Genomic DNA, 12083 nt, shown 5'->3' on the forward strand with positions numbered 1-12083 from the left:
CGAAACAGGCGGGAAGAACCGCCTTCCGAACGGGCAAGAAAGAAGGAATGGAAATGACCAGAATCCTTGCATCAAAGACTCAGGTGAAAATCACGTGGCCGAGCCTTACGATCGCTGGCACAAGTCCCGCCCGAAAGCTGGAGAGACAAAATGCCGAGCCCACAGCAAGGTCCCTTCCAAGGACCACGGACGCGGAAAGAGATGGCTAGCACGCTGGCGCGGGCCCGATGGCGCGCAACTAAGCGAGAGCTTTGAGAAGTACGAGGACGCCAAGAATCACCTCGCCAAGGTCACTACCAGCCTCAATGAGGGCACTTATATCGCGAAGGAGAAGGGCGATACCCTCATCAGAGACCTGGCCGAACGGTGGCTGGCCGACCAGGTCTTCAGAAATCCCAGGACGGAACCTCAATACATCGCGCGGGTGCGTCGGCACATCATCATGCCGCTCGGCGATGTGAAAGTCAGGGCTCTCATCCCGTCCCGAGTCGTGGCATGGATCAAGCAGCTCAGCCTCACGGTTGGCGAAGCGTACGCAGGACTGATCTACACTCACCTCAATGCCATCATGACGATGGCTGTTGACGATGAGCTAATCCAGAAGAATCCTTGCGCATCACTGTCGGTTCAGCGTGCCAAACCACGACGCCAACGAAAGGCTTCGAAGGAGCTCCCGGTAAACTGGGATGATTCCGAAGCGATCAAGGATCACCTGCAGGATCGATACAAGGCAATTGTGGACTGCGGACGCGGCCTCGGAATGAGGCAGGGGGAGATCTTCGGGTTCAGCCCGGACGACATCAACTGGCTCCAGACGGACAAGGTCGCCCATATTCGCCGCCAGATAGTTCACGACCGGGGCGTCATGGTCTTCGCCCCTCCCAAGGGTGGAAACGATGACGACCCGAAGGACCGGTTCGTTCCGGTCGACGACCGCCTCGCCCTCATCCTCTCGGAACACCTTCGATGCTTCCCCCCGGTCGAGGTCACCCTCCCTTGGGTGGAGCGAAGCGGGCCTCCCGTCACCGTCCGCCTGATCTTCACGACCCGCGAGCACACTCCCCTGAACAAGAACTACTTCAACTACCTCTGGAAGGCGGCCCTCGAAGCCGTCGGCTTGATCAAGGCCGTCAATGACAAGGGGGTCGGCCGTGGACGGCGTTGGGAGAAATGCCGCGACAAGATGATGCACTCGCTCAGGCACCTGTTCGCGTCCGAGGCGCTGAACGAAGGAGTGGACGTCTACACCCTGGCAGATTTGCTCGGCCACGAGGACCCGGCCTTCACGCTCCGTAGGTACGTACACCGCGTCGCCAAGTCGCTCGACAAGGCCAGGAAGGCGATCGGCCGGCGCTACCGCACAGCAGCGTGACCTGGCCCTGGCCTGATGTGCACCGGATGTGCACCGGACCCGTGAGACTCATCCGAGTCGAACGGGTCCGGTAGGCGGAGACCTGATGACTCGGATGCCCCAGCTGGCGGGCGGGGCAACGTGGTTGGCCCTACGGTGCGGTGCGAGGGGGTTACCTGAGCGAGAGGTGTCGACTGGCATGGCTGGGAAGTTCGAGCTGTACACGGACGAGAGCGGGATGCACCGGTTCCGGCTCAAGGCGAGCAACGGGACCATCGTGGTGACCGGTGACCCGCACGAGAGCAAGGACGACTGTCTGAAGAGCATCGAGTCGATCCGCAAGCTCGCGCCGTACGCGGAGCTCAAGGAGGCCGCCGGGTCGATGTGACGCGGTGGTCCGGGGCGCGGGTCGGCGGTGCGGAATCGCCGACCCGCGTTCGCTTGTACGACAGATCCCTTTGGCCGGGTGCACGCCGGGCGCGGACACAACTCAGGCATGCGCGTCGCCATCGTCACCGAATCCTTTCCTCCCGAGGTCAACGGAGTCGCCCACAGCGTGCTGCGGACGGCCGAGCACCTGCTCCGTCGGGGCCACCGGCCTCTCGTCGTCACCCCCGCGCCCGCGCGGGGTGCCCACTGCCCGCCGCAGACCTTCGGCTCCGGCACCGACGCGGAGCGGATCCCCGTGGTGCACATCCCGTCGATGCCGCTGCCGGGCTACCCGCAGGTGCGGATCGCACTGCCCAGCCGGCAGCTGGCGGCCGCCCTCGCCGGGCACCGGCCGGACCTCGTCCACCTGGCCAGCCCGTTCGTGCTGGGCGCCCGCGGGGTGCAGGTCGCGGCACGGCTGGGGGTGCCCGCCGTGGCCGTCTACCAGACCGACCTGGCCGGGTACGCGCACGCCTACCGGGCCGGGCGGGGGCTGGGCGAGGCCGCGGCCTGGCGGCGGATCCGGGCCGTGCACCGGGCGGCCGCCCGCACGCTGGCGCCGTCCACCCCTGCCGCGCAGGACCTGACCGCGCACGGGGTGCCCCGGGTGCAGCTGTGGCCGCGCGGGGTGGACTCGGTGCGCTTCCACCCGCGCCACCGGGACGAGGCGCTGCACCGGGCGCTGGCGCCGGGCGGGGAGGTGCTGGTCGGGTACGTCGGGCGGCTGGCGCCGGAGAAGCGGGTCGACCTGCTGGCCGCCGCGTCCGCCCTGCCCGGGGTGCGGGTGGTGGTGGTCGGGGACGGCCCCTCGGCACCCGGCCTGAAGGCCTCGATGCCCGGTGCGGTCTTCCTCGGGCGCCGGACCGGCGAGGAACTCGCCCGGTGTTTCGCCACCCTCGACGTGTTCGTGCACACCGGCCCGCTGGAGACCTTCTGCCAGACCATCCAGGAGGCGATGGCCAGCGGCGTCCCGGTGGTCGGCCCGGCCGCCGGCGGCCCGCTGGACCTGGTGGCGCACCGCCGCACCGGACTGCTGGTGCCGCCCCGGGACGGCGCGGCGGTCGCCCGGGCGGTCGCCGAGCTGGCCGCCGACCCGGCCCGACGGGCCGGGTACGGGGAGGCCGGGCGGGCCGAGGTGACGGCCCGTACCTGGGAGGCGGTCGGGGACCTGCTGCTGCGGCACTACGCCGAGGTGCTGGCGGAGCACCGGGGGGTGCCGGTGTCGGCCGTCCTGCCGTTCGTCGCCCCGTCGGCCGCCCCGTCCGACCACCCGACCGCGCCGCCGGCCCTGCCGGAGGAGCTGCCCGCATGACGCCCCTGCCGCACGGCGGGCCGCTGACGATCGTGCGGCTCGCCAACTTCGTCACCCCGGTCTCCGGCGGGCTGCGCACCGCGCTGCACCACCTGGGGGCCGGGTACCGGGCGGCCGGGCACCGGCCGGTCCTGATCGTGCCCGGCGAGCGGCGCTCCGAGGAGGACACCGACCAGGGGTTGGTGGTCACGCTGCCCGGCCCGGTGCTGCCGGCCAGCGGCGGCTACCGGCTGCTCACCGACCGGCGGGCGGTGACCGCCGAACTGACCCGGCTGAGCCCCGACCGGCTGGAGGTCTCCGACCGGACGACCCTGCGCTGGAGCGGTGGTTGGGCCCGGCGGCACGGCATCCGGTCGGTGATGGTCTCGCACGAGAGCGCCACCGGGCTGCTCCGCACCTGGGGCGTGCCCGGGCCGCTCGCCGGCGCGGCCGCCGACCGGTTGAACGCCGCGACGGCCCGCGCCTACGACGCGGTGCTCTGCACCACCGACTGGGCGGCGGCGGAGTTCCGCCGGATCGGTGCGCCCAACCTGGTCCGGGCCCCGCTCGGGGTCGACCTGGCGGCACTGCGCCCGCTGCCCGCCGCCCGGCGGGAGGCGGAGCGGGCCCGGTACGCGGCCCCCGGGGACGTACTGCTGGTGCTCTGCTCCCGGCTCTCGGCGGAGAAGCGGCCCGAGCGGGCCGTCGAGGCGCTGGCCCGGCTGCGGGCGCGGGGTCTGCCCGCCGTCCTGGTGGTCGCCGGGACCGGCCCGCTGCGGGAACGGCTGGCGGCCCGGGCCGCGCGGCTGCGGCTGCCGGTGCGCTTCCTCGGGCACCTGAGCGGACGGGCGGACCTGGCCGGGCTGCTGGGCAGCGCGGACGTGGTGCTGGCACCCGGCCCGGTGGAGACCTTCGGGCTGGCCGCGATGGAGGCGCTGGCCTGCGGGACTCCGGTGGTGGTCAACCGCTCGTCCGCGTTGCCCGGGCTGATCGGGCTCGCCGGGGTGGCCGCCGTCGACACCGGGGCCGGGTTCGCCGCCGCGGTGACCCAGGTGCTGCGGCGGCCGGAGGGAGCCCGGCGGGCGGCCGCCCGGGCGCAGGCCGAACGGTACGGCTGGCCCGCGGCGGTGGCGGCCTTCCTGGCGGCGCACGGGGTGCGGGGTGCCGGGGCGGCGGCAGCGGAGGTGCGGGGTCGCGAGGCGGCGGCGGAGCAGGACCGGGTGTCCGACTCCGGTCCGCTGGAGGGGGGACGGGATGAGCGTGCTGGACGCCGGGCCTGACCGGGCGGCGGAGGACCGGCCTACGGCCGGTGAACTCCTGCGCTTCGTCGCGCTCGGGGATTCGCTGACGGAGGGGATCGGGGACCAGGTCGGCGAGCAGTGGCGCGGCTGGGCCGCCGTGCTCGCCCGGTCGCTGGCCCCCGAGGGACGGACCGTCGAGTTCACCAACCTGGCGTACAGCGGCGCCCTGACCGCCGAACTGACGACCCGTCAACTTCCGCTCGCACTGGCCCGGCGCCCGCAGTTGGCCGCGGTGCTGGTCGGCGGCAACGACACCCTGCGGTCCGGCTTCGACATCCGGCGCACGACCCTGGAGTTGGACGCCACACTGGGTGAACTGTCCGGCCACGGAGCCGTGTTGCTCACCGCCTGCCTGCCCGACCCCGGCATGCTGCTCCGGCTGCCGAAGCCGCTCGCCCGGCCGCTCGCCCGGCGGATGCAGGCGGTCAACACCGTGGTGCACGCCCTCACCGTGCGACACCGGGCCGTCCACCTGCACATCGCCGAACTCCCCTGGTGCGAGCAGCGGCGCCTGCTGAGCGTAGACCGCCTCCACCCCAGCGCCGAGGGTCACCACCTGATCGCCCAGCGGTTCCACGAACTGCTCGGCACGGCGGGACACCCGCTCGGCCCCCCGCCCGCCGCCGGGCCCGCCGAGCCCCCGCCGGGCCTCGCCGCCGACCTGTGGTGGATGGCCACCCGGGGCACCCGTTGGGTCGCCGCCCGCAGCACCGACCTGCTGCCGGGGCTGCTCGCCCTGGCGGCCGTCGAGGGCGCCGCCCGGCTGCGCGGGGCGAGCGGGCGGCACGACGCGCAGATGGCCCGCGCGGCGGCGCAGGCGCTGGCCTCGCTGGGGTGACGACCGGCAGGCCGCCTTCGGGGCGGTGATTCGGGTCGGGGTGGGGTCGGTCGGGGCGATTCGGGTCGGGGCGATTCGGGTCGGGGTGGCGCCGGTCGGGGTGGGCGGGGGGGCTCCTCGGGCGGGGTGGGCGCGGTGGCCGGGTGGGAACCATCCGAGCGACGGGAGTGTCGTCCCCGGCAGCGATGTGGCGGAAGGAGCCGGAGTGGAGACGTCGGACAGGGCGGGTCGGGGGGTGCTGGCGGCGGCCGGGGTGCTGTTCCCGGACGGCCGGGGGCGGGTGCTGGTGGTGCGGCTGCCGTACGACCGGAAGCACCCGGTGGCCGTTCCCGGCGGCGGATGGGAGCCCGGCGACCTGTCACCGCGGGAGACGGCGGAGCGGGAGATCGCCGAGGAGCTGGGCTTCACGCCCCGGCTGGGGCCGCTGGCCTGCGTCGACTGGGCGATGTCCCCGAGCCGCCCGCCGATCGTGGCGTACCTCTACTGGGCCGAGCCGCTGACCCCGGAGCAGGTGGCGGCGATCCGGCCGGACGCGGCGGAGGTCGGCGGCTGGGTGTGGCTGACCGAGGAGGAGGCGGGGCACGCCCTGCCGCCCCGGCTGTCCCGCCGGGTGACGGCCTGCCTGCGGGCGCCGCGCACGGCCGGGCCGCTGGAGCTGGAGGACAGCCGCCCGGTCGGGCACACCCTGCGGGAGCTGCCCGCCGACGGTCCGGTGCCCGAGTACACCGGGCTGGCCGCCGCACCGGGGCTGGGGAGCGCGCCCGGCCCCGGGGCCGAGCAGCCGCAGCCCGAAGCGCCGATGGACCGGGACACCTTCTACGCCACCCGGCCGCGGATCCGGGCGAAGGCGCGCACGCTGTTCACCGACGGTGACGGGCGGGTGCTGCTGGTGCGGCTCCGGCCCTGGGACGGACCGCGCGGTGAGGCGCCGCACTGGACGCTGCCCGGCGGCGGGGTCGAGGCGGAGCGGGAGACGCCCCGGACGGCGGCGCGGCGGGAGGTCCGCGAGGAACTGGGCTGGGAGGTCGAGCCCGGGCCGCTGCTGGCACTGGACTGGCAGCCGGGGACGACGGCCGACCCCGAGGCCGACCCGGCGACGGGGCGGGACACCGCCGTCCTGGTGTACGTCTACGACGGCGGCACCGTGACGGAGGACCTGCTCGGCTCGATCAGGCTGCAGGAGCAGGAGTTGGTGGAGTGGCGGCTCTGCGACCCGGCCGAGGCGCGGGCGCTGGTGTCCGGACCGTCCTGGGGGCGGGTGGCCGCCGCACTCGCGGCCCGGGAACGGGCCGGCGGGCCGGCCGAGTTGGTGCGCGGGCGGGCGGGGTGGTCCGGCGAGCGGGTCGGCTGAGCCGTCCGGCGGTTGACCGAGCGGTTGAGCGAGCGGGTCGTCGGGCGGGTCATCGGGTGAGTCGTTCAGTGGTTCATCGGATGGGCCGTTCAGCGGTTCAGCGGCGCGCGAGCGGTGAACACTGGGGGCATGCAGAACGCGATCACTGAAGTGCTGACCGGCCGGCGGGTCGAGGCGGTCAGCGGCGGGGTCCAGCTCGACCTGCGGCTCGACGGGCCGGTGACCGTACGGGTGGCGCACGACTTCCGCTTCGCGGCGCCGTCCTTCGCCGCACCGGAGGAGGTCGAGCACTTCTTCCCGGCGCTAACCTTCCAGCCGACCCCCATCCTGCTGGCGCTGGTCGGCCGGACCGTCGGCGCCGCCCGGATCACCCTGGCCGGCGGCCTGGAGCTGGGCTTCGCGGAGGGCGGCGCGCTGTCCGTCCCGCCGCACGCGCTACTCGCGCCCTGGAGCGTGCGGACCGCCGAGGGCGCGGTGTGCGCGGGGCTGGCCGGCGGCGAGGTCCGGTGGACGGAGCCCGGCGGGGCGTGAGCCGCCGCCGGGGCCTCGTCCGATGCCTGCACGTCTGCAGGTCTGCAGGTCTGCAGGTCTGAACGTCTGCACGGATCCCGGGCCGGGGCCCGCTCCGGGCGCCCGGCCGGTTCCCCGGTCAGACCTCCAGGTCGGCCTCGATCCTGGTGAGCTGGTGGCGGGCCATCGCCAGGTTGGCCCGGCCCTTGTCCAGCGCGAGGTAGAGGAACAGGCCCTTGCCGGTCCGGCCGCCGAGCGGACGGATCAGGTGGTACTGGCTGCTGAGCGTGATCAGGATGTCCTCGATGCCGTCCTGCAGGCCGAGCATGTCCATGGTGCGCATCTTGGCGCGCACCACGTCGGTGTTCCCGGCTGCGGCCACGTTGAGGTCCAGACCGCCGGGGCCGTCGAGGGTGGCGAGTGCCATCCCGCTGTTGTAGTCCACCAGGGCCGCGCCGATGGCGCCCTCGATGGCGGTCATGGCCTGCTTGAGTGCACCTGCTGCGTCGGTCATTCCGGTCAACTCCTCTGGGATGGTGGAACGGTGGGGTGGCGAAGTCGCGGTGTGGTGGTGGCTCGGCGGATCAGCCCGCCTCGCGCGGATCCTTCGGGACCAATGCGTCGTTCAGCAGGTCGGCGATGCGCCGGGCGCAGCGCCGGGCCTCCAGGTGGAGCCGGCCGACGTTGACGTCCGGGAGCGCCAACAGGGTCAGCACGCAGCTGCCGCCGGCCGCGTAGGTGGCGACGTAGCCGTGCTCACCGCGCACCACGGACTCGCGGAACTCCCCCTGGCCGGTGGTGTCGGCGAGCCGTTGGGCGAGCGAGAGCGAGGCCGCCGTCATCGCGGCCAGGCCGGACGGTTCGGTCCCGTGGGTGTCGTGCGCGACCAGCAGGCCGTCCACGCTGGCCACCAAGCCGCCCGCGAGGTGCGGGACACGGCGTTTGACGGCGCGGAGTTCGGCGAGCAGCTCGGTCTCCAAGGCGATCAGTTGTCTCCTTCCGACACGCTGCTTGAGCGCCCGCCTCATGGCCGGTACGACGGGATCGCAGGCGGAGAGTGGCTCAAAGTCGGGCCTCCAGAAGGTCTCGGACCCGGGTCAGCAGCGCGATGTCCGGGTCGGGGACGGTCAGCGGGTGGGCCGCTGCCGTGGTGGGCGGTCGATCGGAGCACGTGGGGGCGGCAGGGGTCGCGGGGCCGGGGGTCGCGGGACCGGGGCGTGCCGGGCCGGGGGGCGGGGTCCTGCGGAGGGTGGCCCCGGGGATCCGCCGGTGCAGGCCCCCGGTCGGCCGTGACGGTACGGCGGTCGGGGGTGGCGGCACCGCCGGGGGCGGGCCGGCCGGCAGCGGGACGGCTAACGGCGGGACGACCGACGGCGGGACGGCTAACAGCGGGACGGCCGACGGCGGGAGTACCGGTGCCACGGTGGCCGACGGCGCGGCAGCCGGTGCGGCGTGCCGCGGGGCGTCGAGCAGGCCCGCGGCGGCCAGCCGGCGGACGTCCGCCGTCACGCCGAAGCCGGAGCGGCCGAGCAGCCGGGCCAGGTCGGCCGGGGTTCTTCGGCCGTCGGCGTGGTCGAGCAGTTCGCGTCGACGGCGGCCGGGCGGGCGGCGCGAGGGGCACCGATGGCGTTCCACCGGACGGACCGGGGCGGTGTCGAGCTGCGGCCAGGGCCAGATCCGGTCGAGGAGTCGGTGCCGGCGCTCGACCTCGCGCTCCAGCCGTGTCGGGTCGACCAGCGCCACCGTGCCGAGCCAGTGCCGGGCCTCGGACTCGAACCGCCAGGTGCCGCCGGACCGGTCGGCGAGGACGAAGTAGGCGGCGTCGAACAGCGTTCCCAGGTGGCCGAGTTCGAGTTCGCCGCGGGTGAGCAGCCCCCGCTCCAGCAGCACCTCACCGACCCGGCCGCGCGGGCCGTGGCCGCGCAGGAGCTCGGCCCAGCCCTCCCGGGTGATCCGGCCGCAGCCGGTCAGCAGGTCGGCCAGGCCGGGAGCGCGCGGGGACTCGGCGGCGGCCACCTGACCGTCGACCAGGTACAGGGTGCCGAGCGGTCCGTGCAGGGCTCCGGTGGCGCGGCGGGCGGCGAGCAGCGAGACGGCCTCGCCCGGGGTCCTCGGCGGGACCGGCCCGGTGGCGCCGGCGGGTTCCGTCAGGAGCGGTGCGACGGTCACGCGGACCACCGCCGGAGCGTCCGGTGGGCGGTGTCCGGCGCGGTCCGGCGCGGGTCGTGGGGTGTGGCCGGGTGTGAGGGGAGGGACGGAGCCCGACGCGCGGTACGGGGTGCGGTCGGGCGCCGGGTGTCGGGGTGGCGGCCGGCTGGCCGGAATGCGACGGTCGGTGCGGTCCCGGTCCTCACCCCAGCACCAGTTCCTGGGCGAGGGCCTGGAGTCGGAAGCGGGCGGCGGCGAGGTTGCCCGTCCCGCGGTCGAGCCAGAGGTGCAGGACGAGTCGGCTGTCGAAGGCGGTGTCGATGAAGCGGATCAGGTGGTAATTGCGGCCCGCGGTGACGATGATGTCCTCCAACGGTGCGCGCGGGTCCTCCGCTGCGGTGAAGGTCTGGCTCTCAACGGCCGCTCGTACCAAGTCGGTTGCCTCGGCGGCTGCGGTCTCGTGTTCACCGGCCGGGCTCTCCCCGAGGCTGCCGAGGGCGAGTCCGCTGCTCCAGTCGACCAAGCTCGCCGAGCGGGCTCCGGCGATCGCCATCGCTCCGGAGAGGCATTCGTCGATACCCGGCACACCGGCTCCTTCGAGGGGGTCTGGGCGGCCGGGCGCAACGCGACTCCGACCGGGCCGCCACCAGCAGTGGCAGCTTCGACACGGAAGGCTACTGCCGGTTTCCGTAGGACGAACATTCCCATGGCATATTCACATCAGTGACCGCGAGTTTCGGCCAAGGTGTGACGCTGCGTCAGCAGTGCCCCATGAACGAAGGCGCTGGCCGGTCCACCGCCGCGGGCCCCTGCTCGTTCGCCACCTGGCGCGGGACCTTGGCCGATACCGGGCCATGACCGAGGGTTTTGCAGACGAAAATGCGATAAGAGGACGCACCTGTCCGTGACGTGGGAGAGCCGGTGGGCCTGAGGGACCCGACGGCATCGCCGGACCCGTGCGGAGGTGGGTCGACATGACGAAGGGGCCCGTTCCGTTGGACGGAACGGGCCCCTTCGGGTGGAGCGCCAGGCCCGGATCGCACGGACTCTCCCTACTGAAAGTAGGGCGTGCTCTGGTAGCACCGCTGACGCATGTTCGAGAGACCTTCGTTGCGGAAGATCATTTCCCCTCGACGAGAAGAACAGTAGCAGGCCATCACACCTGGTCAGAAATCAGGCCTGACCGACGGCCTCGGCAAGCAACCGGTAGGAGTCCAGCAGCGCGGCGCGGTCGTACGTGCTGGTGGCGATCAGGAACTCGTCCGCGCCACTGCGCGCCACCAGCGCGGCCAGCTCGGCGGCGGCCTGTTCCGGGGTGCCGGCGATGTGGCCCTTGAGCGACTGCTCGAACGCGGCCCGCTCGCGCGCGCTCATCGCCCGCGTCCGGATCTCCTCGGCGGGCGCCAGCGGCGGGAACTCCCCGTGGGTCCGGGAGTAGGCCCCGGCCCAGGCCTCCGGGACGAGCAGGTCCCGCGCCCGCTCCGTCGTCCCGGCGACCGCGACCGTGCCCGAGACCACCACGTACGGCGCGGCGGCCTGGGCCGAGGGGCGGAAGCGGCTGCGGTAGCCGTCGATCGCGGCGAGCATCCGCTCCTCCCCGCGGGTGGCCGCGATGACCAGGGGAAGCCCGGCCTCGGCGGCCAGCTCGGCCCCCGCGCCGGTGGCCAGGACGAAGGCCGGCACGTGCAGGCCCTCGGCCGGGCGGGCGTGGACGTCGCGGTGCACCTGCTGCGAGCCGTCGAAGTAGCCGAGCAGTTCGGTCAGCTGGCCGCCGAAGTCGTCCGCGGCGTCCTTCTCCCGGCCGAGTGCCCGCCGGACACCGTCGGTGAAGCCCACCGAGCGGCCGAGGCCCATGTCGATCCGCCCCGGGAACAGCGCCGCCAGCACCCCGAACTGCTCGGCCACCACCATGGGTCGGTGGTTGGGCAGCATCACCCCGCCGGTGCCGACCCGGATCCGGGTGGTGGCGGCCGCGACCGCTGCGGCGAGCACCGTCGGCGCCGATCCGGCCACCCCGGGCACCCCGTGGTGTTCGGAGACCCAGAACCGGTGGTAGCCCAAGCGCTCGATCTCGCGGGCGAAGGCCACCGTGTTCCGCAGCGCCTGCGCCGGCTCCTCGCCCTGTCTGGTCCGGGAGCGGTCGAGGACGGAGAGCCTGGTCGCGGGCGTAGCGCTGGTCACGTGGGTGGAGAACACCCGACCGCCGGGTGGGCATTCCCCCGACCCGGGGCACCCCGCCGCACGGTCATCCCCCGCCGGACCCAGGACCGGACCCAGGACCGGGTCCGGGACCGGAGCCGGGACCGGGTATTCGGCCCGGGCGCGCGCCCGCGGCCCCGCGGCGGCCCCAGGGCTTGTACACCGAGAGGATCACGGCGAAGAGGTAGCACGAGAGCGCGACCGCCGGGACGATCACCGTGTTGTAGCGGACGAAGCCCAGCTCCGAGACCGGGATCGGCCCGGTCGGGTGCGCGTCCGCCAGGCGGACGGCGTCGTGCAGCCGGGCGGAGAGGGCGAAGACCGAGGCGGCCATCGCCGCGAGCGTCAACCAGAACTTGGTGCTCACCCAGTAGTACCGGAACAGGCCCCAGGAGGTGCCGAGCCCCAATGCCACCCCGCTGAGGAAGGTGAGCAGGCTCAGCGGCAGGACCAGCGCGTCACCGAGCATGCCCATCGCCCGGTAGGCGGCTCTCAGCCGGTCGGCGTCGTCGGTGGTGAGCGCCGCCAGCGCCAGGGTGAGCAGGCAGAGCATCAGTGCCAGCCAGCTCACCGAGGCGACGACGTGCAGGACCACCAGGCGCTTGCGCGCCCCCGGCGACAGCCGGCGGCCGGCGGACCGTCGCGCCGCCCGGGCCGGCCCGGGC

Annotated in this window: 13 protein-coding genes; 7 read left to right on the plus strand and 6 right to left on the minus strand. The window is 73.8% G+C overall.

What is annotated here, in order from left to right; all coding sequences use genetic code 11:
• The first annotated feature begins 94 nt into the window (after window positions 1–94).
• From AB0O91_RS30450 to AB0O91_RS30480, 7 genes are all read left to right on the plus strand, one after another.
• Entirely contained in the window at window positions 95–1372 is a 1278-nt protein-coding gene (locus AB0O91_RS30450) for a tyrosine-type recombinase/integrase (protein WP_363439778.1), read from the plus strand.
• A 178-nt stretch (window positions 1373–1550) separates the two neighbouring features.
• On the plus strand, window positions 1551–1739 hold the full coding sequence (locus AB0O91_RS30455; protein WP_363439780.1) for a DUF1508 domain-containing protein: 189 nt from the start codon (window positions 1551–1553) through the stop codon (window positions 1737–1739).
• Between the two features lie 108 nt (window positions 1740–1847).
• Window positions 1848–3092, plus strand: coding sequence for a glycosyltransferase family 1 protein (locus tag AB0O91_RS30460; RefSeq protein ID WP_363439783.1), 1245 nt, complete (start codon window positions 1848–1850; stop codon window positions 3090–3092).
• Entirely contained in the window at window positions 3089–4351 is a 1263-nt protein-coding gene (locus AB0O91_RS30465) for a glycosyltransferase (RefSeq protein ID WP_363439786.1), read from the plus strand. Before AB0O91_RS30460 ends, AB0O91_RS30465 begins: the two co-directional genes overlap by 4 nt.
• Entirely contained in the window at window positions 4326–5210 is an 885-nt protein-coding gene (locus AB0O91_RS30470) for an SGNH/GDSL hydrolase family protein (RefSeq protein ID WP_363439789.1), read from the plus strand. The genes AB0O91_RS30465 and AB0O91_RS30470 overlap by 26 nt, the downstream gene beginning before the upstream one ends.
• A gap of 205 nt (window positions 5211–5415) precedes the next feature.
• Window positions 5416–6561, plus strand: a complete 1146-nt coding sequence (locus AB0O91_RS30475; protein WP_363439792.1) for an NUDIX hydrolase — start codon at window positions 5416–5418, stop codon at window positions 6559–6561.
• A gap of 129 nt (window positions 6562–6690) precedes the next feature.
• Window positions 6691–7092 carry a DUF6188 family protein gene (locus AB0O91_RS30480; RefSeq protein WP_363439795.1) on the plus strand — a complete coding sequence of 134 codons (402 nt, stop codon included), beginning with the start codon at window positions 6691–6693 and terminating at the stop codon, window positions 7090–7092.
• A 118-nt stretch (window positions 7093–7210) separates the two neighbouring features.
• Here the strand turns inward: AB0O91_RS30480 and AB0O91_RS30485 are convergent, their stop codons facing one another.
• The 6 genes from AB0O91_RS30485 to AB0O91_RS30510 form a co-directional block, all read right to left on the minus strand.
• On the minus strand, window positions 7211–7585 hold the full coding sequence (locus AB0O91_RS30485; protein ID WP_363439798.1) for a hypothetical protein: 375 nt from the start codon (window positions 7583–7585) through the stop codon (window positions 7211–7213).
• Window positions 7586–7655: 70 nt separating this feature from the next.
• A complete protein-coding gene (locus tag AB0O91_RS30490; RefSeq protein WP_363439801.1) occupies window positions 7656–8051 on the minus strand; it encodes a roadblock/LC7 domain-containing protein in 396 nt (131 codons plus the stop codon).
• An 82-nt stretch (window positions 8052–8133) separates the two neighbouring features.
• Complete coding sequence (locus AB0O91_RS30495) at window positions 8134–9240, minus strand: hypothetical protein (RefSeq protein WP_363439804.1); 1107 nt, start codon at window positions 9238–9240, stop codon at window positions 8134–8136.
• A gap of 181 nt (window positions 9241–9421) precedes the next feature.
• The gene (locus AB0O91_RS30500; protein ID WP_363439807.1) at window positions 9422–9805 is read right to left on the minus strand and encodes a hypothetical protein; all 384 of its coding nucleotides are present in this window, start codon (window positions 9803–9805) and stop codon (window positions 9422–9424) included.
• 587 nt (window positions 9806–10392) lie between these two features.
• The gene (locus tag AB0O91_RS30505; RefSeq protein WP_363439810.1) at window positions 10393–11400 is read right to left on the minus strand and encodes an MsnO8 family LLM class oxidoreductase; all 1008 of its coding nucleotides are present in this window, start codon (window positions 11398–11400) and stop codon (window positions 10393–10395) included.
• Window positions 11401–11464: 64 nt separating this feature from the next.
• Window positions 11465–12083: hypothetical protein (locus AB0O91_RS30510; protein WP_363439812.1), on the minus strand; the 619-nt coding region annotated here is incomplete at its 5' end.

The organism is Kitasatospora sp. NPDC089797 (assembly GCF_040684795.1).
Lineage (GTDB): Bacteria > Actinomycetota > Actinomycetes > Streptomycetales > Streptomycetaceae > Kitasatospora.

What these genes read in the sequence shown, in the direction of transcription:
- AB0O91_RS30455 (WP_363439780.1), top strand. Translation starts at nt 1,551, where the DNA reads ATGGCTGGGAAGTTCGAGCTGTACACGGACGAGAGCGGGATGCACCGG.
- AB0O91_RS30460 (WP_363439783.1), top strand. Translation starts at nt 1,848, where the DNA reads ATGCGCGTCGCCATCGTCACCGAATCCTTTCCTCCCGAGGTCAACGGA.
- AB0O91_RS30465 (WP_363439786.1), top strand. Translation starts at nt 3,089, where the DNA reads ATGACGCCCCTGCCGCACGGCGGGCCGCTGACGATCGTGCGGCTCGCC.
- AB0O91_RS30470 (WP_363439789.1), top strand. Translation starts at nt 4,326, where the DNA reads ATGAGCGTGCTGGACGCCGGGCCTGACCGGGCGGCGGAGGACCGGCCT.
- AB0O91_RS30480 (WP_363439795.1), top strand. Translation starts at nt 6,691, where the DNA reads ATGCAGAACGCGATCACTGAAGTGCTGACCGGCCGGCGGGTCGAGGCG.
- AB0O91_RS30485 (WP_363439798.1), bottom strand. Translation starts at nt 7,585, where the DNA reads ATGACCGACGCAGCAGGTGCACTCAAGCAGGCCATGACCGCCATCGAG.